The organism is Gluconobacter albidus, from assembly GCF_002005485.1.
GTDB classification, from domain to species: Bacteria; Pseudomonadota; Alphaproteobacteria; order Acetobacterales; family Acetobacteraceae; genus Gluconobacter; species Gluconobacter albidus.
In genome coordinates, this window is record NZ_CP014689.1 from 2,780,419 (window position 1) to 2,802,320 (window position 21,902).

The following is a 21,902-nucleotide window of genomic DNA, read 5'->3' on the forward strand; positions in this document are numbered from 1 at the left end:
GCCGCAGAAGGGCCACCACTCGTCAGAAACGCCGGTATACAAGCTCCGGCTTTTCTGACGCTTCCGCCACGGCTTTTTCCACACGGTCGTGAAAAGGTGAGAGACTGCAGACGGGGTCAGTGTTGGCGGCATTACCCGTCAGCGCCAGCGCCTGACAGCGGCAGCCGCCCCAGTCCTGCTCCTTGCGCGCGCAGGACCGGCAGGGTTCCGGCATCCAGTCCGTCCCACGAAACATGTTGAACAGGGGCGAACAGTTCCAGATATCCGACAGGGTCCTGTCCTGAACATTCGGGAAAGCGACATCTGGAATGATTTCCGCCGCATGGCACGGCAGCACACGCCCTGAAGGCGTGACATTCACGAAACGCTGCCCCCAGCCTCCCATGCAGGGTTTTGGCCGGTCCGCGTGATAATCCGGCGTGACATAGTCGATGGAGAGGCCTCCCTTCGCGCGTTCTGTCTCAACGGCGCGCGTCGCGTCCTGGAGTTGTTCGCGACTGGGCAAAAGCGCGTCGCGGTTCTTCAGTCCCCAGCCATAATACTGGGTATGCGCGATCTCCACCCGTCCGGCCCCGAGTTCCCGTGCCAACGCAAACATCTCGGGAATGCGGGCGACATTTTCCCTGTGCACCACAAAGTTGAGCGTCATCGGAATGCCGGACGCCCGGATGAGCCGGGCCGCTGCGATCTTGCGGACCTGCGCGCCTTTGAGACCGCCAATGCGCTCGGCACCCGCTTCCGTCACGTCCTGAAAGGATAGCTGGATATGATCCAGCCCGGCCTTGTCCAGCGCTTCCAGCTTCGCTTCATCCAGCAGAACCCCGGAGGTGATCAGGTTGGAATACAGGTTGAACTTGCGTGCAAGGGCTACCAGCTCGACGAGATCGGGTCGGGCCATCGGCTCGCCACCGGAAAAATGAACCTGCAACACACCAAGTTCGGCAGCCTGCTCCAGCACGGAGCGCCAGCCGACGGTATCGAGTTCTGCGGCTTTTCGTTCAAGTTCAAGCGGATTGGAGCAATAGGGGCAGGAAAGCGGGCAACGATGCGTCAGTTCAGCCAGAAGGCTCATCGGCGGCGAAGGCAATGTCATGTGTGCAGGACGTTCTTTTCTGTCAGTTCAGAAAGAAGCGCGAGGACATCCTTCGCAATGACCTCACGCGGGGCGGAAAACTCGTTTGCAAGCTGCTGGATGATGTCGCCGACGCTGCGCTCCCCATCCAGAAGCCGCAGAATATGCGGCGCGGAGCCCTCAATCACAAACGCTTTCTCAGGCGCCTGCACGATCCACAGGTCTCTCACGCGATCGTGCTGGAGCCGATGGCCGCGCGCGAAGGAGAGGACCGTCTCCTCCGCGACACAGGACTGGTCCCTCATGGAACGAAAGCGCCCGGCGGAATGTGGCCGTCCACATAGGCATAATCGAGCGCATCCAGCATGGTCCACAGCACGGAGCATTTGAACTCCAGAGCCTCCAGAACCTCTTTCTGCTGTTCGGGCGTGCGGGCATTTTCGCGGACATAGGCCAACGCGAAATCGGAATCCCGGGGAGCCTGCGTCAAACGGGGCGTGAAATAGGCCAGCGTTTTTTCCGACACGAAATCATAATGCCGCAGCATCCCCGAGACGCGCTCGCTGATGATCGTGGGCGAAAACAGCTCCGTCAGCGACGACGCGATGGCGGCCAGAATGGAGCGGTCCCGCACGAAGTTCACATAGGCATCGACCGAAAAGCGCGTCGCCGGAAGCAGCCCGTCGAGGCTTTCCACATAGTCGCGATCCAGCCCAAGACCATCCGTCAGCATCAGCCAGCGCGCGACACCGCCCGTTCCAGGCTCCGTGCCGTCATGATCCTCGATCCGGCGGCGCCATTCCCGGCGCAGTTCGGCCGTGGGCAGACGTGCGAGAAGGGTCGCGTCCTTGGCCGGGATGCGGGCCTGATAATAATAGCGGTTCAGCGCCCAGGCCTGAACCTGCGCGCGGTCGAGCTTGCCGTCATGCAGTTTGCGGTGAAACGGATGCCGGTTGTGATACCGCTCGGCACCGATCTGGCGAAGCCTCTCTTCAAGCTGGTCAGGGGTGAGGAGCGTCATGGTGTGTCCAGTCTGAAAGTCATGCCGTCTTCCGCAACCGTCCAGCCGGCGCGTTCGACGCTTTTGCGTTCGGGGCTGTCTTCGAACAGAATCGGGTTGGAGTTGTTGATATGAATCAAGACCTTGCGAGGTTTTTCGCACATCGTGAAACATTCAACGGGGCCACCGGCGTCATTCACCGAAACATGCCCCATCCGCTGGCCACTCTTGGGACTCAGCCCGGCGCGGATCATTTCGTCGTCCCGCCACAGCGTCCCGTCGAAGAAAACGAGATCGGCCGCAGCCACCCGCTCCACGATCTCCGGCGTGATATGCGCACAGCCGGGAATGAAGAGCAGCGTTTTCAGACCGTCCGTTATGGACAGACCCAGCGTTTCGTCGGGTTTTGAGCCCGCGGCCTCCGCATAAAGCGGCGCCTTGCCCGGAACGGCAAAGGCCGTGAGCAGCAGGCCCGAGGGAATCCCGTCCTTGTTCATCAGGGACATGGGTTCGTTGAGAAGCAACGGGATGCGCGGCACAATCTCAGGGTCGAGCGCGCCGAACATCGGATTGTCCGCGAGTTGCCGAAGCGTCGAGTCGCTGCCCATCAGTCTGAAAGGTTCGCGCTCGCGCAGCGTCAGAAGCCCCGTGATGGCGTCGATTTCGCCGCAGGTCAGGACGACGCCCTGAATGGGCGTTCCGCGCAGGCTGCCCTGATGATGCAGGGCCGGGGTCTCGATGATCTGCTGGCGCAGATCGGGCGCGGCGTTGAGAATGAACCAGCGTTTTCCGTCGGCGCTGACGGCGATGGAGGCCTGGGTCCGGGCTTTCGCGCCCTGTCGCGTGCGGGCGGCCACACAGCCGGGTGCGGCGGAATTCCACTGCGGAAAACCGCCCCCTGCCGCCGCGCCAAGCACGATGACATCAATCATTTTTTCACAAACCGTCTGAATCGGGTGCCCTGCGGCACCCATGAATGAAAACGGCCGCTCCGAAGGGGAGCGGCCGTGCCATATTCCTCAAGGACGGGGCCTCGGGGAAGAGGCTTATTTCTTCTCGCCGCAGACATACGAGTTGATTTCTGCGCCCAGCGGGATTTCGGTAACTTTCGGTGTGTTCCAGGCCATGATTGGTCTCCTTGAGTCTGCGATAAACCGGTGAATGCGGCTGACGACACATTCACGGGCGCTCCTCATGATTTAGTGACCTGATGCCACTGGAGTTCAAGGGTTTTTTTGGGCAGAACACGCAACTGTGTCCTTTCGCGGATCGTCAGGGTCAACTGGTGGTCCGCGTGCCCCGTCTTTCGCTTCAGGCAGAAATCATGTCCGGCCGTCCCATCGCGTCCTCCGCCGACCCTGCCTGTAGCGACACTGCGTCTACGTCAGGAAAACCCCCTGAAAAACCTGGGAAAAAATCCGGCGAGAAACTGCTGCCGGACGGTGATTTTCCGGACCCCACGCTCGACCGCAACCTGCTGCGCGAACATCTGAACATCCGGGACATGTGCGTCCTGATCCTGACGATTCTTGCCGTGTTCTATTCGCTGTATTTCACGGCGCCCATCCTGCTTCCCTTCGTCTTCGCGCTCGTGCTGAACCTGCTCATGATCGCGCCCATGCGATTCCTGACCCAGCGTCTGCGCCTGCCCCGGCATCTGGCGGGACTGATGCTGATTGTCATGATGTTCGGAATCGTAGGCGGAATCGCCACGACGATTTCCGTCCCGGCCGCCGGCTGGATCACCCGTGCCCCACAGACGCTCCCCGCGTTACAGAGCAAGCTGGCCGTTCTCAGCGGGCCGATCGACATGATCCAGCACGATTACATGCGCCTGTCGGCCATGTTCAGCGGCCATTCGGGCAACACGCATACAGCGCATGGCGTCACCGGACCGATCAGCGGAGAGACGGCACTCTCGCGGCTCGGCTCCTCCGTTCTGGCCGGAACGCGGGAGCTTGCAGGCGGCTTCTTCTCGATGCTGCTGATGCTGTTCTTCCTCATGACGGAAGGCGACACGCTCCTGCGCCGCTGCGTCGAGATCATGCCGACCTACGCCAAGAAGCGCCGTCTCGTGGAAATGGCGACCCAGATCGAGCAGAACGTCTCGCTCTATCTCGTGACGATCACGATGATGAATCTGGGTGTCGGGCTGGTGAACATGATCCAGTGCTGGGCGACCGGCATGCCCAATCCGCTTCTATGGGGCGTTCTGGCCTTCCTGCTGAACTACATCCCCATCATCGGGCCGCTCACGGGTGTGGTCGTCTATTTCGTGGTCGGGCTGTTCAGTTTTCCGTCCCTGCTTTACGCGCTCCTGCCGCCGTCGATCTATCTGCTGATCCATGTGCTGGAAGGCGAGACCATCACGCCTATGCTGCTGGCCCGGCGCTTCACGCTCAATCCCGTATTCGTCATGGGATCACTGCTGTTCTGGGACTGGATGTGGGGCATTTCGGGCGCCTTCCTGTCCGTGCCGATGCTCGCGGTCTTCAAGATCGTCTGTGACCATATCGAAGTGCTGGCGCCGCTCGGCCATGTGCTGGGCGGCCCGACGAGGCGGACGATCAGTAGTGCCATCGTTGCGCAGCTTCAGTCCGAGCCGTGAGGATCGGGGCGTTGCCCCGCGCCCCACAAAGGGGCTCGCCCCCTTTGATCCCGTTTGTAAATTCATGGGTTCAAAGGGACTGCGTCCCTTTGCGGGTTTCAGGGCAGCGCCCTGAACAGGCTCCGAATATCTGGCCACCCCCGCCCCTTTCACGCTAGACGCTTCGGCAGAACATTCCTGTCCGGCCCATTCTTCCTAAGGAGACCCCATGACCCAACTGCCCCGCCGTGGCGTCTGTCTGGTGATCTCGGCCCCGTCTGGTGCGGGCAAGTCCACCATTGCCAACGCCCTGCGCGCTTCGGAACCCACACTGCGCCACTCCGTCTCGGTCACGACGCGCGGGCCGCGTCCGGGAGAAGTCGAAGGTGTGCATTACCATTTCCGGGATATCGCAGAATTTCGCCGCATGGCTGCGGATGGCGAGCTTCTGGAATGGGCGGAAGTGTTCGGCCGGGGCTATGGCACACCGCGCGCGCCGGTTGAGGAAGCGCTGGATGCCGGGCATGACATGGTGTTCGACATCGACTGGCAGGGACACCGCCTTCTGCGCGCCGCGCTACCGGACGATGTGGTGAGCCTCTTCGTCCTGCCGCCGTCTCTGGAAGAACTGGAACGCCGCCTGAACAAGCGCGCTTCGGACCATCCAGAAGAAATCGCCAAACGCATGCAGGCGGCACTGAACGAGATTTCCCACTGGTCCGAATTCGATCACACGATCATCAATTCCGACCTTGATACCGCCATCTCGCAGGCGCGCTCCGTCCTGACAGCCGCGCGGCTGGCCACGCGACGGCAGCGCAACCTGCTGGATATGGTCGCGAGCTTCAGCCGCTGACCTCACCGGTCGCAGCCGGGGGCCCCGCCTCCGGCTGGACGGTCTGCATCGCGGCGGCGAAGGCCGTTGCGGATGTCATGGCATCCGCCATGGTCGTCGGCATCAGGATGGTGGTGCCGCGGTTCTTGTTCATTTCAAAAATTCGGTTGATCTGAAGGATCTGGAGCGCGATCGGCGAGGCCTCGTACGTCTTGGCTGCCTGCGCCAGTTCGTGCGCCACTTCCCGCTCCGCCGAAGCCAGCGTGACGCGGGCCGCACGCTCGCGCTCGGCCTGCGCCTGACGGCTCATGGCGTCCTGAAGACTGTCGGGCAGTTGTACGTCACGAATCTCGACAGCCTGAACCGTAACGCCCCATTCGCGCGTCTTGCTTTCGATGAGGTCACGTAGTTCCCCGTCGATGCGGCGGCGGTCTTCCAGCAGCGTCGCCAGATCCGAACTGCCGACAACCTCGCGCAGCGTCGTGAGCGCAACCATCGAGACCGAACCCTCGTAGTTGTCCAGCTCCGTGATGGCCCGCAGCGGATCATGCACCATCCAGAACACGACCGCGTCCACATCCACCGGCGTCGTATCGCGCGTCAGGGTCTGACGCGTATGCACGGGCACCGTGCGGATGCGCTGGTCCACAACGGCGTCAATCTGATCGAGAAAAGGCACGATCAGGAACAGGCCCGGACCTCGCAGTCCCTGAATCTTTCCAGCCCGCAAAACCAGGACACGCTGCCAGGAATTGCACATCTTGAGCGACATATGCACGAGCAGGGCCATCACGACACCGCCGATGACCCAGCCGGGCTGCCGCGTCAGGACCGTCAACCCGGCCGAGAGCAGAATGACTGCCCCTGCGATCGAGGCGGATATCGTATTGAGCGGCAACTGACGCTTCATGGACGGCACCAGCGACATGGAAGGAAGGACGGGGAAATCCGGCATGGACATCAGCCTTTGGCAGAGCCGCTCTCGGGCTCGGAGGGGGTGAGAGGCAGACCGAGAAGATCGCGCATGGCAATGACGACCGCTTCGGGATCAAGACCCGCGGCCTGACTGCGGGCGATGGTGGAGGCCGCGAGCGCCCGGGCTTCCGCGGCTTTGAGCGCGCCGTCCGGGTGTGGCGGCGTGTCGCTGACGAAACTGCCCCGGGCCCGCAGCGTCCGGATCGCGCCCAGCCGCTCAAGCTCCGCATAGGCCCGCTGGACGGTGTTGAGATCCACCCTCAGGTGAACGGCGAGCGCGCGCATGGTCGGCAGTCGATCGTCGGGCTTCAGCAGCCCCGAACCGATAGCGGCCAGCACGCGCTCGCGGATCTGAACGCGCAGCGGCAGGGCGCTGGCATCCGAAAGCGGGGTGGGGAAGAGTAATGTTTCTATGTCAGCAGACATGCATACAAGAGTGATCTGCTTTCAAAACGTCCGTCAAGAAGATTCCGTGTCAAAGCACTCTCAGAGCTGTTTGAAACCGCGCAAGGCTTGGGAAGACTCCGGCTTCGTGATATGCGCTGCCCTTCCCAGTGACTGCGGACAGCCAAGGACCAGACGTCGCATGACAGCGCTCCAGACCGACCCCCCGATCATGACCCGGAACGGAACGGACACGACCGCGCATCATCATACGCCGCTGATCCTCGCCCTTCCGAAAGGCCGCATCCTCAAGGCGCTGGCTCCGGTCCTGACGCGCACGGGCATTGAGCCCGACCCGGACTGCCTGACCGAAAGCAGCCGCCGCCTGCGCTTTGGCACGTCAGATCCGAATCTGGATGTCGTGCGGGTCCGTTCCTTCGATGTCGCGACCTTCGTGGCCTATGGCGGCGCCGATATCGGCGTGTGCGGCGCGGATGTGCTGATGGAATTCGACTATCCGGACATCTACGCCCCGCTCGATCTGGGCATCGGGGGCTGCCGCATCGCAGTCGCGCGCCCCAAAACCATGACCGAAGATCCTGCAACCGGTCAGTCCCGTCTGCGTGTCGCCACGAAATACCCGACCATCGCCCGCCGCCATTTCGCCTCCCGTGCCATCAATGCCGAGATCGTGCATCTGAACGGTGCGATGGAACTCGCGCCGACGCTGGATCTGGCGAGCGTGATCGTCGATCTGGTTGATACCGGATCCACGCTGCGCGCCAATGGCCTGATGGAAACCGAGACCATCGCGCATGTCACGAGCCGCCTGATCGTCAACCGCGTCGCGCTCAAGACCCGGCCTGAAGAAATCAGCGCCCTGATCGAACGCTTCCGCACAGCCCTCGCCACGGAAGGTGCGGTCTGATGAAACGCCTCGATACATCCGCAGCCGGTTTTTCCGCAGACTTCGCCACGCTGCTCGCCGCCCGTGGAAGCGACGAACGCAGCGTGGCCGAACCGGTCCGTGCGATCCTCGCAGACGTCCGCAGCCGGGGCGACGACGCCCTGTGCGACTACACCGCCCGGTTCGATCGTCTGACCCTCCCCGCCGACAGGCTGCGCATCAGCGCGGAAGAAATCGCCTCCGAAGCCGCGCGCGTCCCGGCGGACCTGATGGATGCCCTGCGCACCGCCGGCCGCCGGATCGAGACATTTCATGCGGCCCAGATGCCCCAGGATCTGGACTTCACGGACGAAGACGGCATCCGCCTCGGCATGCGCTGGACGCCGCTGGATGCGGTCGGGCTTTATGTTCCGGGTGGCAAGGCAGCCTATCCGTCCTCCGTGCTGATGAACGCCCTGCCCGCCCGTGTGGCGGGCGTGAAGCGGCTGGCCATGTGCGTCCCGACCCCGGACGGCGTGCTGAACCCCGTGGTTCTCGCAGCCGCGCAGCTTTGCGGCGTGACGGAAATCTACCGCATCGGCGGCGCGCAGGCCGTGGGCGCCATGGCGTTCGGTACGGACCTCATCGCCCCGGTGGACCGCATCGTCGGGCCGGGCAATGCGTATGTCGCAGAAGCCAAGCGACAGGTCTTCGGACATGTCGGCATCGACAGCATCGCCGGGCCGTCCGAAGTCGTGATCGTCGCCGACGGGCAGAACGACCCGCGTCTTGTGGCCCTCGATCTGCTTGCCCAGGCCGAGCATGACGAACAGGCCCAGGCCATTCTTGTGACGACCGATGCCGCCTTTGCCGAACGCGCCGCCGAAGCCGTCCACATAGAGCTGGAAACGCTCCCGCGCACGGCCATCGCGTCCAAAAGCTGGGAAGACCACGGCGCGATCATCGTGGTCCGCTCGCTTGAGGAAGCCGCCGAGATCGTCAACGCACTGGCGCCCGAACATCTGGAAGTCATGCTCGACGCCCCACGCGATTTCTCGGCGATGGTCCGCCATGCAGGTGCGATCTTCATGGGCCGCAACTGCCCCGAAGCCGTGGGCGATTATGTCGGCGGTCCGAACCACGTTCTGCCGACCAGCCGCACAGCGCGGTTCGCCTCTGGCCTGTCGGTGTTCGACTTCATCAAGCGCACCACCACCATCGAAACCGATGCAGCCGGTCTGCGCCGGATCGGGCCGGCCGGTGTGGCACTGGCGACCGCCGAGGGGCTGGACGCCCACGCCCTCAGCCTGTCGGCCCGGCTGGAGAAAAACTGATGGCCCGCCTGTCGATCGGTGACCGTGTTTCGGACCTCAAGGGCACGCATGACGGCAGGCTGATCGATATCGACGGCACCACCGGCTATGTAGAGCAGGCCAATGGCGTGGAGGTCGAGTTCCCGCTGAGCCAGCTCAAACCCTATGAGGCTCCGAAAATAGCCGAAGAGCGCACGCTTTCCGGCCCCTTGCGGGACCGTCTTCTGAACCCGGCGCAGAAAGCGCTTCTGGCCTCCATCCCGGCAACGCTGCTTGCCGCGATTGCAAAAAGCTATGACGCAGGAAGTGACGGTCCGGGATCACGCACGCCGTTTGCCGCCCTCCCGGAGTCCAAACGGCTCGAGGCCATCCGGATTTATCTGCCGTCCCTGCCGCAGAGGCTTCTGGCGTCGCATATGAATCTGGTCGTCGCTATGCGCGATATTTCCAAACTGTCCTGACAGACTGGTCCTGCACGCCTTTGCGCCGCGTTGACGGCGGGAAGCATCATTCGTACAAGCCCGCCTTCTGAACCCGCGAAGCCCGATCAGGCGCAGCTTTACTCAGCGCCGGAGGCGCCGCTTCATCATGTCCCCGACTTCCGCTACGACTTCTGACGTGACCTTTGCCGATCTCGCCCTCGCGCCCGCGATCCTGCGCGCTCTGGACGACGCAGGCTACGTCAAGCCGACGCCCATTCAGGCCCACTCCATCCCGCTGCTGCTGGAAGGCCGCGATCTGCTCGGTCTGGCCCAGACCGGCACGGGCAAGACGGCCTCTTTCGCGCTCCCCCTGCTGCACCGGCTTGCCGCAACGCCCCGCCCTGCCCCCAAGGGCGGCGCACGCATTCTGGTCCTCGCTCCCACGCGCGAGCTGGTTTCCCAGATTGCGGACGGGTTCGAGAACTTCAGCCGCCACCAGCCGGTGCGCGTCACCACGATTTTCGGCGGCGTGAGCCAGTTCCATCAGGTCAAGGCGCTCGAAGAGGGCGTGGACATCATCGTCGCCGCGCCGGGCCGCCTGCTGGACCTGATCGAACAGGGCCTGTGCGACCTCTCGCAGCTTGAGGCGCTGGTGCTGGATGAAGCCGACCAGATGCTGGACATGGGCTTTGCCAAGCCGATCGAGCGCATCGTCGCAACACTCCCCACAGACCGGCACACGGTGCTGTTTTCCGCAACGATGCCGAAATCCATCGCAGCCCTCGTCGAGAGCCTCCTGCGTGACCCGGCAAAGGTCGAAATCGCCCCGCCCTCCACCACTGTGGACCGGATCGCGCAGTCGGTCATGTTCCTCGACGCATCCGACAAGAAGGCGGCCCTTCTGTCCCAGCTCCAGACGCCGGGTATCGGTCAGGCCGTCGTCTTCACGTTGCAGAAGAACATCGCCAACGAGGTCTGCACCTTTCTGACGGAGTCCGGAATCACGGCCGAGGCCCTGCACGGAAACCGGTCTCAGGGTCAGCGCGAACGGGCGCTGAATGCGTTCCGCGAAGGTGACGTTCAGGTTCTGGTAGCGACCGATATCGCAGCGCGCGGCATTGACGTCGATACGGTCACGCATGTCATCAACCATGATCTGCCGAGCCTGCCGGAGAGCTATGTGCACCGGATCGGCCGCACGGGCCGTGCGGGCCGCAGCGGGTTTGCCATTACGCTGTGCGATGCCGAACAGCGCGCCTGGCTGCACGCCGTGGAGCGTGAGATCGGCCGGACGCTGGACGTTCATGACAGCCATGAATGGCACTGCGAAAAGGCCCGGAACTCGACCATGCGCCCACCCGTCCTCGGCGGCGGTCCGGTCAAGCAGGTCAAGCCGCAGAAGACGCGCGAGCGCCGCGTCTGGACCGAAGAAGAAAAGATGGCGGCCCGGGCTGCAGCCCAGGCCGCCGGAAAAGCGTCCTGAAAACCACGCCCAACCGTCATAAAAACCGCAAGAATCCCGGGACAGGGGCCGGTCGCGCTTGACCTTTCGGCTGACAGTCCGCACATAGCGGGCTGGATTTTCTGGCTCCGCACCGGAGCCACTGCCGCGCGCAGATCATTACCCTGTCCCTGAAGCAAGGATTCACATGTCAAAAGAAGACCTGATCGAGTTTACCGGCACCGTCATGGAACTGCTCCCCAACGCCATGTTCCGCGTCACGCTCGACAACGAGCACACCATCCTCGCCCATACGAGCGGCAAGATGCGCAAGAACCGTATCCGCGTTCTGGCCGGTGACCGCGTCAACGTCGAAATGACGCCCTACGACCTCTCCAAGGGCCGGATCACGTTCCGCTTCAAGTAAGACAGTCCGCCGCATGACCGCCTCCCCGTCTTCCGCAGAAGGGTCATCCGGCCTTTTGGACCGTCCGAAGCTCGTTCTGGCCTCCGCCTCCCCGCGCCGCCTGAGCCTGCTGGAACAGATCGGCATCGTGCCCGACGCCGTTGTGAGCGCCGATATCGACGAAGAACCGCGCCCCGGCGAACTGCCGCGTCCGCTTGCGCAGCGCCTCGCCCGCCAAAAAGCGGAGCATGTGGCCGCGCAGCGCACGGATGCAGCGCTCATCCTCGGCGCGGATACCGTGGTGTCGGTCGGCCGACGCGTCCTGCCGAAAGCCGAGGACGAAAAGACAGCCCGCGCCTGTCTGAAGCTGCTCTCCGGCCGCCGCCACAAGGTCCTGACGGCCGTGGTCCTGCGCCCGAGCGCGGGCTGGCCCGAGGGTACGGCTTGTGAGCGGCTGGTGGAAACCTCCGTCATTTTCCATCGCCTGACGGACGCGCAGATCGACGCCCTGATCGCGCAGGGCGACTGGCAGGGCAAGGCGGGCGGTTATGCCATTCAGGGCGCTGCTGGCGCCCATATCCGCCAGATCGGCGGCAGCTACTCCGCCGTCGTGGGTCTACCCCTGTTCGAAACCGCGCAACTCCTGCGGGGACAACCGGTCGGTAAACCTTCAGGTGGCTGGATCGCATGACCGAAATCCGCGCAGCCTGTTCTCCGGGCGAAGTGCGGATTGCCGTCACGGATCATGACACGCTGCTGGACGTCGCCATCTGGCGCCCCGGCTGCCCGGATGGTCTGGAAGACTGGCACGTCGTCCGCGTCCAGAAAGCCGCCCCGGCTCTGGGTGGCGCATTCGTTCTGCTCGAAGATGGCCAGAGCGGTTTTCTCTCGACCCGCGAAGCCCTGATCGAAGGCGCCCTGACCGCAGCCCGCGTCAGCCGCTCGGCACAGAACGGCAAGGGTCTGCGCCTGCGCCGGGCCGACATGCCCGCCGGAGCGCCCTCCGCCCCCAAACTGCTCGAACGCGGCCCCACCCCGCTGGACGATCTGGCGGACCGCTATCCGGATGCGCCGGTCTTCGTGGACGATCCGGGCATTGCCGCAAAACTGCCTGTCCGCCTACGTCCACGCCTTCAGCGGTGCCAGCAGGCGTTCGATGCCGCGCTTGAGGCGGATTTTGACAGTCTCAGCAGCCCTGAAGCCAATCTGGGCCTGCTGACCGCCAGCTTTTTCCCGACCCCGGCCTTGGTTGCCATCGACCTCGACAGCACTGGCGCTCCGGACTTCAAGGGCAATGTCGCGGCTTTTCCGGCCCTTGCCCGGCAGATCCGCCTGCGGAACCTCTCGGGCACGATCCTCATCGACCCGGCCGGTGTAAAGACGCGCAAACGCCCTGCTCTGGTAGCGTTCCTGCGCGAAGCCCTGTCCGACGACCCGCTCAAGCCGGACGTTCTCGGCGCAACGCCGTCGGGCCTGCTGGAGCTGACGCGCCCGCGCCGCCGCCCGCCACTGTATGAACTCCTGTCCTCCCCACAGGGGCAGGGTCTGTCCATCCTGCGGACCATCCTGCGTGAAAACCGCCCCGGCCAGACGCTGACGGCCTCGATCAGCCTCATCAAGGCTCTGGAAAGTGACCCTGAGGCTCTTGCGGATTTTACGTCCCGGCGCGCCCGTGCGCTGGATCTCGTTCTTGATCCCAACGCCACTCCTGCAAGCTGGAGCCTGTCATGAGCGAGTCCACCTGTCCGATCTGCCACCGCCCCACAGATCCCCAGTTTCGCCCCTTCTGTTCCCGGCACTGCGCGGATGTCGATCTGGGCCGCTGGTTCAGCGGGACATACCGCGTTCCGTCCTTTCGTCAGGACAATGACGAAGAACAGGACGAATATCGCGACGGAGAGGGTTGATCCCACCGCAATCATAGGCTAAATCCCATCTCCGCAACGGGGTTCGCTCTGAAGCTCGGTGCCCAAGTAGCTCAGTTGGTAGAGCATGCGACTGAAAATCGCAGTGTCGGTGGTTCGATTCCGCCCTTGGGCACCATTTATTCCCAAAGAAAAAGCGTGAACCGAACACTCACAGCCTGAGTGAACTGCCTCTCGTCGATCTGGAACGCGATGCGTCAGCGCGAACGATGAATGCTTCAGAACCACCGAAAATGAATTCGGTCCTGGTCCGTCGCCTGGCGACAGATTCACTTCCGCCATATCCTCCGCCGCATAAGCGTCAGACGACCATATAAGGCAGCAGCATGTGCTGTTTTTCCAAAAATAAAACCATAATACTGCCTGGATTTCTTCAGTAAATTTTTACCAATCCACTTTTCCAAGAAATCGGTCCGCGATAAACTTTACCAGACAGTCCTCTGTATCTTTTCAAAGGCTTTTTTTCTCTATTAAAATGCAGGAACCAAATTTAGAGAGGTTTTTATGGCAAAAGTCCGCTGCATTACGATGCAAAAAAATGAAACCAAACTTTTAGAGCCATGGATAAAATACTACGGTTATTTTTTCGGATTTGAAAACCTCTATATCCTAGATAATGGATCAAATGAAAACGTAGTTTTTGAAGTATTGGAAAAATACAAAAAAGCGGGTGTCAACGTATATTACGAACACAACAAAAAAGAAGATTTTGATAAAAAAGGCGATATAATATCTGATATTATACATGGATGGGATTCAAATAATGAACCATATGATTACGTTATCCCCATAGACTGCGATGAATTTGTTGTTTTATGTGAAGAAAAAATAGAGGTAAGCAGGGAAAAGCTAAATTCATATCTTGATTCATTAAAAGGAATACAGGACGCATTTATCATAAAGAAACTATTTTTAAATATTCCTGATGACGCTGAATTTTTCACGCCATCTGTAGTTCCAAAAAGTATGTTTGCGAGAGATACCTTAGGCCATTTGGATCACGGGTTTCATCACCCAAAATCATCCAAAAGTGACGGAACCCATGTCACAAATTTGGGCTATATACACCTCCACAACAAACAGTTTTCAGAAGTTCTACAAGCTGCAAAAGAAAAGCTCATATATTATATTGACATAGAAGACAAAAATATCCTTAAAGACTATACTGGACCTGGACTGCATCTTGTTAAGTATTTCTTCATGACAGAAGATGAATATAAAAATATATTCCTTGATAAAGCCAGTGTTTTTGTTCCGGAATTTTCATATCTTTTAGATATATTAGGCGTTAATTTACAATCTGTTTTTGGAAAATATAATAATTGTAAAAAAACCTTACGAGATGAATGCAACGGCACTCTTGTTAGGTATCCCGACATAAATAAAAAATCTTATTATTTCATAGATTTTAATGAGAAAAAATATATATCTTGCCACGAGGATTTACAAAATATTGATATAGATCCGCTTATGCACTTTAGCGAATATGGTTATAAAGAATCAAGGCAGGTAGATAGGCTGTTTTCATGTTCTATAGAAAAATTTAACGAAATATATAAAGAAAAATTATTTCATAATTTATTAGAAAACCACCAAAGCACAGATGAGAAACTACATCATTCAAAAATTCATAATAATGACTAGCATCAGACCTCAGCTGCTTTGACGGGACAGATGACCGGAAAAACATTCGAACATCTGTCACGGCATGTGACGACAAAGGTTGGCCTCTCCATCTGCAGGACCGTTGCATGTTCGAGGTGGATACGGACATAGTGCGGCATGAAGCGCCTCGACCCCTTTCTCATGTCCCTGATCTGCGCGATTGCGCTGGCCTCCATCCTTCCCTGCCGCGGGCAGGTGGAGCATATCCTTCAGCATGTCGTGACGATCCTCATCACGTTCATGTTCTTCTTTCAGGGCGCGAAACTCGAGCGTCACGCCATTGTGGACAGCGTGAAGGACTGGAAACTTCAGGGCAGCGTTCTGCTCTGCACGTTTGCCTTGTTCCCTTTGCTTGGGGTCGGGCTGCATCTGCTGTTCCGGGCGGTCTTTCCCGATGCGCTGTTCGGCGAAGAACTGTGGTCGGGTGTACTGTTCCTGTGCTGCCTGCCGTCCACCGTACAGTCTTCCATTGCGCTGACGTCCATTGCGAAGGGGAATGTCACGGCGGCGATCTGTGCGGCGACGGTCTCCAACATTGCCGGCATCGCGATGACGCCGCTGCTGACCGGACTGGTGCTCGGGCATGTGGGGGCGGAGCATTCGCCACTGGGCTCCATTCTCGACGTAAGCAAGGAGCTTCTTTTACCCTTCGCGCTGGGACAGATTCTTCAGAAATGGGTCGGGCCGATTGTGCGCAAGCACAAGATCCTGATCTCGTTTACCGACCGCGGGTCTATCGTCGTCGTGGTCTATACCGCGTTCAGTTCCGCCGTTGTGGAGGGAATCTGGCATCGCGTTTCGGGCGCGCATCTTCTGGAAGTCGCATTGCTCGATACTGCCATGCTGGCGCTGGTTCTGGGTCTGTCGCATCTGATGGGCAAGGGGCTTGGGCAGACAACATCAAACAGCATCGCGCTTCAGTTCTGCGGATCGAAGAAGTCTCTGGCGTCTGGCGTGCCGATGGCGAGCGTCATTTTTCCGGCAGCGTCGGTCGGCATCATCGTACTGCCACTCATGATTTATCACCAGATCCAGCTTTTCACCTGCACGCTGCTGGCACGGCGTTATAGCACACGCTTTCTCGACACCAGCGACCAGGGCACGACAACCTCTCCGCAGCGTCGTACCGCCACACCGTAAACCTTGGAAAACAGAGCATCCGTCAGAACGTCGGACGGAGCCCCGATGCTGACAAGAGCGCCCTCCGACAGTACGGCGATCCGGGTACAGAAACGGGCGGCAAGCGCCAGATCATGCAGGATGACGGCCACGGCCTGACCCTGCGCCGCGTACCGGTTAAACAGTTCCATGACCGTCAGGGCCTGAGCAGGGTCGAGCGCTGCGACCGGTTCATCCGCCAGCAGGACGGGGGCCTCAACCGCAAGGGCCCGGGCGAGCAGAACGCGCGCACGTTCTCCCCCTGACAGATTGACGCAGGAGCGGTCCGCAAACGCACTCATCCCCACGACCTCCAGGGCCTGCTGAACGGCTGCGGCATCCTGTTCCGCCGTCGCCGTACGGCGATGGGGCAGACGGCCGAGCGCAATAACATCCCGCACGCTCATGCCGATGGCGGCCGGGGCGTCCTGCGGGAGATAGGCCAGATGCCGCCCGCGCTGTTCGGACGGCATGGAGAACAGGTCCTGCCCGTCCAGCAGGACACGGCCGGTCTCCGGGCGGAGCAGTCCGGCCATGACGCGCAGGAATGTGCTTTTGCCTGCACCATTGGGACCGATCAGGCCGAGGACTTCGCCGGGGCGGACGTCGAGCGTGATGTCATGCAGAAGCCTGTTCCCCTCAAGGGTCAGGCTGAGTGTGTCGGTCTGGAGGATCATGATCCGCACCTCATACCGGGCGTCCGCGCAGGCGCCAGACCTGCCAGAAAAAGACCGGCGTTCCGATCAGGGACGTGACTACGCCGAGTTGCAGTTCGGTGCCGCTGACTGGCAGGCGCACGAACAGGTCCGCCGCCAGCAGCAGTGCGGCCCCTCCCAGCGCAGACGGCAGGAGCAGGCGCGAGGGGCGCGCTCCGACAAGCGGGCGCAGCAGATGCGGCATGACGAGGCCGACGAACCCGATCCCGCCGGCGACGGCCACACCGCTTCCAACCGCCAGTGCCGTTCCGATCACGACGCGCCATTGCACGGCGCGCAGGGAAAAACCCATCGTATGGGCCACGTCCTCGCCAAGGGTCAGGGCATCCAGAGACCGTCCGGTCCCGAGCAGAAACGCCGACCCGACGAGCAGACCGGGCAAAGCGATCAGAACATCATGCAGGCTCGCACGGGACAGGGACCCCATGAGCCAGTGCATGATTTCATAGGACGCATAGGGGCTCGGCACGAGATTGAGCGTCAGGGCCAGAAGGGCGGCGCTCATGGAGCCCAGAGCCGCACCGGCCAGCACCAGAACGAGCGTCCCGCCGCGCGTGAGGGCCAGAAGCAGAAGCGTTGCGAGCCCGGCGCCGGACAGGGCCGCCAGGGGGAGCGCAGGCGCACACACGGCCGAGACGCCGGTATAGAAAACCAGCACGGCGCCAAGCGCCCCGCAGCCTGAAATGCCGAGCACACCCGGATCGGCGAGCGGATTGCGGACCAGCCCCTGAAGGGCCGCTCCCGACAGGCCAAGCGTGCCGCCAACCAGCAGGGCAAGAATGACACGCGGCAGGCGGATCTGGCCGATAATGGTTGCGGCAATCGTCTCGTGGCCCTGCAGCATGTCGGACAGGCCCTGAAGGACGCCGATCCCCGCTGGGCCCGCGGCCAGCGACAGGATGGCGAGGGCCAGAACCAGCATGGCGAGAATGGCGACGGTCAGGGCGTAACGGCTCATGGTAAAGGCTCCGCTGCGGTCAGGCGATCATGTGCAGCGATCAGCGCCTCCAGTACATCGAGCGTTTCAGGCGTGCCGCACATCGTCAGACGGCCGGGAAGCGCCAGACGATGCGCGCCCGTAAAGCGTCCCTGTAGTGCGGGATGGTGAACGACATTTTCGGCCAGAGACGCGCCTTCGGAAATCATACCGGTCACCAGAAGGTCTGGCGGATGGGCGATCAGGGTTTCCAGCGCGATGGTGCCGTCCGACCGTTCGGAGGGGGACAGGCGGAAGCCGGCGCGTTTGAGAAGATCGGAAATCAGACCGCCCTCTTCTCCCGCAAGGTTCGCACCAACAACCGTCGCCGTCAGGATTTTTTCCGGATTGGCGGGATGGAGGCTTTCGAGGCGGGCTTCAAACGCGCGGATCATGTCCGCGCCGCGTGCGTCTTCGCCGATGGCCTGGGCGACAGTGCGGATCTGAACGGGAATGTCCGCAAGGGAGGCAATCGACGGCAACTGGACGAACGGAACATGCAGGGCGTCCGTCACGATCGGGACGGTCGGGCGGTGCCATGTGCCGTCCAGAACGAGGTCGGGATGGGTCGCGACGAGGTTCTCGCCGTCAGGACGCTGCACGGGATAGGTCTGTGCCAGTTCGCAGCGGACGGATTCCGCGCAGTCCGTCGCCAGCGGGCTGAGGCCGAGGATATGGGACGGGTCTGCCAGTTCGAGCAGCAGTTCGTCCGTACACAGATTGAGAGAAACGATACGGGTCCGTACCGGACCGGCACAGGCCGATCCGGCGAGGGCGCCCGACAGCAGAAGGACTGCCGCCGGGGCTGAGAGGACGTGAAGGAATGCCTTAAAGGCCAAACGTCACACCGCCGTAGAAAGACCGGCCCGGCTGGAGATAGCCGACCGGGTTTTCATAATAGCGGTTCCCCAGATTGTCGCCACGCGCAAACAGCGTGACGAAGTTCGCCAGCTTGTATTCCGCAGCGATGTTCACCGTCACGTAATCATGGCCGATCGTGCTCATGGATGTGTAGCGGTCGAGATCATGCCAGCCGCTGACATAGAGCAGGCTCGGCGTGATGCTCAGGCGCTTGGTCGGCGTCCAGATGACGCTGGCCGTGGCCTTGTGGCGGGGACGGCGCACGAGGGCCGCACCGGTGCTGCGGTCTGTGGCATCCGTCCAGGTATAGGTGCCACGCAGATCAACGCTTTTGATGATGCGGTAATCGACAAACGCCTCAACACCATGCGTCTGGGCGCGCGCGACGTTGACATAGGTGTAGTTGTAGCCCGACAGCGCCGTGTTGATGAGGTTCCGGACATGGTTGCCGTAATAATCGGCCCCAAAGGTCAGCTTTCCGTTCAGGAGGCGCTCTTCAAACCCGGCATCGAAGCCCAGAAGGCGCTCGGCCCGCAGGTTCGGGTTCGCGAGGAAATAATAGGCCGGATAGCTGACGAAAAGCTGGTTCAGCGACGGGCCGTGGAAACCCGAGCCGCCGCTGGCCTTCAGCGTCAGGCCCGTTCCGGGGATTTTTACGGCCGGGGCCACGCGCCATGTCACGTAGTTGCCGTAACGCGAATTGTTGTCGTAGCGGATATTGGCCGAGCCAAAGAGGATGTCATGCCAGTGGCCTTCAAGCTGTCCCCAGGCGGCATGCGTCGTGGTCTGGGCGTCGATCGGCGTCAGGATGCGCTCGCGGATATAGTCATAGCCAACGAGGAAGGAGCCGTTATGGCCGAGATGGGTCAGGCCTTGCCAGTCCACTTTCAGGCGGTCGCCGCGGTTGGACGCGATGTCCGGATCGCCAGCCGTGATGTCGTGGCGGCGATAGGTGACGTAACCGACGCCCAGCGTCTGCTCGAACACGCCCTTGAAGGATTTCAGATGCGCCGTGCCGCGCAGAATGGCCTGTTTGAGGTCACTCTCATTCTGCTGGGCTGAGGGCAGCGCCGGATAGGAGCTGTAATCGTCGGCGACGTATTCGTAATCCGCCTGCGTCAGATGCGCCGTGAAACCGAGATCGAAATTGTCCGTCACGTCATAGCCGAGGCGCACATTGGCCGTGCGGTTGTCGTTGCGGTTGGACGCGACGTCATGGCCGTGAACCTGCGCACGGATGGCTTTCGGCACAGACTGATAATCGCCAACATGGTTGTGCGAGACTTCGATCATATAGTGGAAGCGATGAAGCGAGCCCGAGAACCCGGCCGTCTGGTTCTTGGTGGAATAGCTGCCGCCTTCAAGCCGCACGAAGCCGTGCAGCGGCCCCTGCCCCTGCTTGGTCGTCATGTCGATGACGCCGCCCATCGCATCCGCACCGTACAGGCCGCTCTGCGGTCCGCGCAGGATTTCCACGCGGGCCAGACCGTCGGTGAGGAACTGCGCCGTATCGAACGCCCCGGCCGGAGTGGACGGATCGTTGATGTCCATTCCGTCCAGCCGCACCTTCACTTCATTGGCGTTGGTGCCGCGCATGAAGATCGACCCCGTACCCCCAGGACCACCCGTGCGCACCATGTTCAGGCCCGGCTCGCGAGCCAGAAGGTCTGCAAGGTCACGTCGCTGGAGAAGTTCAATGTCACGCTGGGTCACAACCGTAACCTGCGAGCCGACCTTGCTCAGATCCTGTGGGATGCGGTTTGCCGTCACCGTAACAGTCTCAGGGACGGACGAAGAAACGGCTTTCGGAGCTGGAAATGCCTTGGGCTTCTGGGGCTGAACCGGCTCCTTTGCCGGAACGGACGCCAGTGCCGGAACAGCGACAAGCATACTCGTCGCAAGAAGAAGGCGGGAAATACGGGGCATGGTGATAGTGATGTCTCGTCGTTCTGCGTCGCCCTCAAGAAGGAGGCAGACCCGCCATTGCGCGGTCTGACCCGGCGTTCCGATGCACCCCGCCCGGACCGTCCTTCGGACAACTCATGCTGACGGCAGGTCTCCTGGCTCATGCTCCGTCTTCAGGCCCCTTCCCGGCCTGCGCCAGTGGGTTCATGTCCTGAAACCGCGCTACCGGCCTTGTGAGGCAGCAGCCAGCATTTACAGTTGCGGGGGCAGCCGCAGTTTCACACTGCATTCCCTTTTCACCCGCACAAACGGGCACCGTCAGCTGTCATGAAGCGCCCCCCGCAGGGCAAGTCAAATACAAAAGACCCTTCGTGACGGATTTGACACAGTAAAGCCTGCAACATGGATTTCATTCCGTTACAATCTACCCTTTGCCTCGGTTTCCTGCCGCCGCCAGTGTCCCTCTCACAGACAACAGACACAGGATCAGGACACGTCATGACGCCCCCTTCTGCCGTCCGGATGACTGACGAGACCCATGCCCTTCTCGCAGGCCCCGCCGATCGCGGACCAGAGGGCTCGGGGCTTCCGCAGCGGATGTTGTGTCAACTGTTCCGGGTCCGACAGTATCCCGACGTCCATGCCCGTGCCGCTGATCTCCGGCTGCGGCTGCCGCTCGGTCGAAAACGCCTTCAGCGACTTGAGCGTATCCGGGAAGCCGGGGCCCTGTTCATTCATGTTCCCAAAAATGGCGGAACGTCGGTTTGTGATCTGCTGTATGGCGGAATCATGCTCCACGAGACATGGCGCTATTATCACCATGTGGCGCCAGAGCTCTGCCGGACGCTGCCCAGTTTTGCGATCTGGCGCGATCCGGTGAAGCGTTTCGTATCCGCATGGTCTTTTGCGCGGCGCGGTGGAACGGCGCGCGTCCGGATCCATCCCTCTGTCAGCCGCTTGTATCGCTCATTCCACACGCTGGATGATGCCATTGACCACGTGGAATCCTGTTCCTCCGTCTATGAACTGGATCATGTGTTCCGGCCCCAGAGCCTGTATGTCTGTGATCGGGAAGGCCGGCTTGCAGTCGATCAACTCTTCCCTATGGACCGGATCTCATCCCTGCCCGATCTGGTACCTGCCCTGCATGGCCGGGTCGTGCCGCATCTGAACGGCAACAGCCATGATGCGATCGCCACGCCCACGCAGGCCAGGAGGATTCGAGAGATCTACAGCGCGGATGAGGCCCTGCGTCCCGCAGGATAGGATTCCGAAACGACTTTCTCCAGAAAAACGGAATATGTCTTATAAATGTCACAATCGGCGGGGAGTTTCCTGCCGTTTATCGCCGTTCCGATGGTGAAATGTGACTAAA

Annotated in this window: 23 protein-coding genes, 1 tRNA gene, 1 pseudogene and 1 riboswitch; of the genes and pseudogenes, 14 read left to right on the forward strand and 11 right to left on the reverse strand. The window is 61.1% G+C overall.

Annotated elements, in window-relative coordinates:
• Nucleotides 1–22: 22 nt before the first annotated feature.
• From pqqE to pqqA, 5 genes are all read right to left on the reverse strand, one after another.
• Nucleotides 23–1,093 carry a pyrroloquinoline quinone biosynthesis protein PqqE gene (gene pqqE / locus A0U94_RS12675; protein ID WP_077803574.1) on the reverse strand — a complete coding sequence of 357 codons (1,071 nt, stop codon included), beginning with the start codon at nt 1,091–1,093 and terminating at the stop codon, nt 23–25.
• The gene (gene pqqD, locus A0U94_RS12680; RefSeq protein ID WP_077803575.1) at nt 1,090–1,377 is read right to left on the reverse strand and encodes a pyrroloquinoline quinone biosynthesis peptide chaperone PqqD; all 288 of its coding nucleotides are present in this window, start codon (nt 1,375–1,377) and stop codon (nt 1,090–1,092) included. Before pqqD ends, pqqE begins: the two co-directional genes overlap by 4 nt.
• Nucleotides 1,374–2,093 carry a pyrroloquinoline-quinone synthase PqqC gene (pqqC, locus tag A0U94_RS12685; protein WP_062027332.1) on the reverse strand — a complete coding sequence of 240 codons (720 nt, stop codon included), beginning with the start codon at nt 2,091–2,093 and terminating at the stop codon, nt 1,374–1,376. The genes pqqD and pqqC overlap by 4 nt, the downstream gene beginning before the upstream one ends.
• Nucleotides 2,090–3,004: a pyrroloquinoline quinone biosynthesis protein PqqB gene (pqqB, locus tag A0U94_RS12690; protein ID WP_077803979.1), complete on the reverse strand. Its 915-nt coding sequence runs from the start codon at nt 3,002–3,004 to the stop codon at nt 2,090–2,092. The genes pqqC and pqqB overlap by 4 nt, the downstream gene beginning before the upstream one ends.
• Nucleotides 3,005–3,118: 114 nt before the next feature.
• Nucleotides 3,119–3,199, reverse strand: a complete 81-nt coding sequence (gene pqqA, locus A0U94_RS12695; protein ID WP_010502998.1) for a pyrroloquinoline quinone precursor peptide PqqA — start codon at nt 3,197–3,199, stop codon at nt 3,119–3,121.
• A gap of 377 nt (nt 3,200–3,576) precedes the next feature.
• Between pqqA and A0U94_RS12700 the strand changes: the two genes are divergently transcribed.
• Nucleotides 3,577–4,680, forward strand: a complete 1,104-nt coding sequence (locus tag A0U94_RS12700; protein WP_244178127.1) for an AI-2E family transporter — start codon at nt 3,577–3,579, stop codon at nt 4,678–4,680.
• A 208-nt stretch (nt 4,681–4,888) separates the two neighbouring features.
• Nucleotides 4,889–5,515, forward strand: coding sequence for a guanylate kinase (gene gmk / locus A0U94_RS12705; protein WP_077803576.1), 627 nt, complete (start codon nt 4,889–4,891; stop codon nt 5,513–5,515).
• On the opposite strand, the gene A0U94_RS12710 is transcribed toward gmk, so the two are convergent.
• Both A0U94_RS12710 and A0U94_RS12715 read right to left on the reverse strand, forming a co-directional pair.
• Nucleotides 5,505–6,449 carry a slipin family protein gene (locus A0U94_RS12710; protein ID WP_077803981.1) on the reverse strand — a complete coding sequence of 315 codons (945 nt, stop codon included), beginning with the start codon at nt 6,447–6,449 and terminating at the stop codon, nt 5,505–5,507. The genes gmk and A0U94_RS12710 overlap by 11 nt on opposite strands.
• A 5-nt stretch (nt 6,450–6,454) precedes the next feature.
• Nucleotides 6,455–6,895: a GntR family transcriptional regulator gene (locus A0U94_RS12715; RefSeq protein WP_062032861.1), complete on the reverse strand. Its 441-nt coding sequence runs from the start codon at nt 6,893–6,895 to the stop codon at nt 6,455–6,457.
• Between the two features lie 190 nt (nt 6,896–7,085).
• Between A0U94_RS12715 and hisG the strand changes: the two genes are divergently transcribed.
• From hisG to A0U94_RS12770, 11 genes are all read left to right on the forward strand, one after another.
• A complete protein-coding gene (gene hisG / locus A0U94_RS12720; protein WP_062032927.1) occupies nt 7,086–7,781 on the forward strand; it encodes an ATP phosphoribosyltransferase in 696 nt (231 codons plus the stop codon).
• Nucleotides 7,781–9,073: a histidinol dehydrogenase gene (gene hisD, locus A0U94_RS12725; protein ID WP_077803578.1), complete on the forward strand. Its 1,293-nt coding sequence runs from the start codon at nt 7,781–7,783 to the stop codon at nt 9,071–9,073. The genes hisG and hisD overlap by 1 nt, the downstream gene beginning before the upstream one ends.
• A complete protein-coding gene (locus A0U94_RS12730) occupies nt 9,073–9,513 on the forward strand; it encodes a hypothetical protein (protein ID WP_077803579.1) in 441 nt (146 codons plus the stop codon). The genes hisD and A0U94_RS12730 overlap by 1 nt, the downstream gene beginning before the upstream one ends.
• A gap of 127 nt (nt 9,514–9,640) precedes the next feature.
• Nucleotides 9,641–10,957, forward strand: coding sequence for a DEAD/DEAH box helicase (locus A0U94_RS12735; protein WP_077803580.1), 1,317 nt, complete (start codon nt 9,641–9,643; stop codon nt 10,955–10,957).
• A gap of 166 nt (nt 10,958–11,123) precedes the next feature.
• Complete coding sequence (gene infA / locus A0U94_RS12740) at nt 11,124–11,342, forward strand: translation initiation factor IF-1 (protein WP_007282896.1); 219 nt, start codon at nt 11,124–11,126, stop codon at nt 11,340–11,342.
• Between the two features lie 13 nt (nt 11,343–11,355).
• Entirely contained in the window at nt 11,356–12,012 is a 657-nt protein-coding gene (locus A0U94_RS12745) for a Maf family protein (RefSeq protein WP_077803581.1), read from the forward strand.
• Nucleotides 12,009–13,052, forward strand: coding sequence for a ribonuclease E/G (locus tag A0U94_RS12750; RefSeq protein ID WP_077803582.1), 1,044 nt, complete (start codon nt 12,009–12,011; stop codon nt 13,050–13,052). The genes A0U94_RS12745 and A0U94_RS12750 overlap by 4 nt, the downstream gene beginning before the upstream one ends.
• Nucleotides 13,049–13,228 (forward strand): DNA gyrase inhibitor YacG, encoded by a 180-nt coding sequence (locus A0U94_RS12755; RefSeq protein WP_062032836.1) that lies wholly within the window; start codon nt 13,049–13,051, stop codon nt 13,226–13,228. Before A0U94_RS12750 ends, A0U94_RS12755 begins: the two co-directional genes overlap by 4 nt.
• Nucleotides 13,229–13,288: 60 nt before the next feature.
• Nucleotides 13,289–13,364: transfer RNA gene (locus A0U94_RS12760), tRNA-Phe, on the forward strand.
• A 386-nt stretch (nt 13,365–13,750) separates the two neighbouring features.
• Nucleotides 13,751–14,890, forward strand: coding sequence for a glycosyltransferase family 2 protein (locus A0U94_RS12765; RefSeq protein WP_077803583.1), 1,140 nt, complete (start codon nt 13,751–13,753; stop codon nt 14,888–14,890).
• 138 nt (nt 14,891–15,028) lie between these two features.
• Entirely contained in the window at nt 15,029–16,051 is a 1,023-nt protein-coding gene (locus A0U94_RS12770; protein WP_077803584.1) for a bile acid:sodium symporter family protein, read from the forward strand.
• Here A0U94_RS12770 and A0U94_RS12775 read toward each other — a convergent pair.
• The 4 genes and pseudogenes from A0U94_RS12775 to A0U94_RS12790 all read right to left on the reverse strand — a co-directional run.
• A pseudogene (locus A0U94_RS12775) lies at nt 15,976–16,683 on the reverse strand (ABC transporter ATP-binding protein); the annotation flags it as partial. The gene A0U94_RS12770 and the pseudogene A0U94_RS12775 overlap by 76 nt on opposite strands.
• A gap of 73 nt (nt 16,684–16,756) precedes the next feature.
• Nucleotides 16,757–17,743: a FecCD family ABC transporter permease gene (locus A0U94_RS12780; RefSeq protein ID WP_077803585.1), complete on the reverse strand. Its 987-nt coding sequence runs from the start codon at nt 17,741–17,743 to the stop codon at nt 16,757–16,759.
• A complete protein-coding gene (locus A0U94_RS12785) occupies nt 17,740–18,600 on the reverse strand; it encodes an ABC transporter substrate-binding protein (RefSeq protein ID WP_077803586.1) in 861 nt (286 codons plus the stop codon). Before A0U94_RS12785 ends, A0U94_RS12780 begins: the two co-directional genes overlap by 4 nt.
• A complete protein-coding gene (locus A0U94_RS12790) occupies nt 18,590–20,548 on the reverse strand; it encodes a TonB-dependent receptor plug domain-containing protein (RefSeq protein ID WP_077803587.1) in 1,959 nt (652 codons plus the stop codon). Before A0U94_RS12790 ends, A0U94_RS12785 begins: the two co-directional genes overlap by 11 nt.
• A 107-nt stretch (nt 20,549–20,655) precedes the next feature.
• Nucleotides 20,656–20,862: riboswitch (cobalamin riboswitch) on the reverse strand.
• 163 nt (nt 20,863–21,025) lie between these two features.
• Here A0U94_RS12790 and A0U94_RS12795 point away from each other — a divergent pair.
• A complete protein-coding gene (locus A0U94_RS12795) occupies nt 21,026–21,793 on the forward strand; it encodes a sulfotransferase family protein (RefSeq protein WP_244178013.1) in 768 nt (255 codons plus the stop codon).
• Nucleotides 21,794–21,902 lie beyond the last annotated feature (109 nt).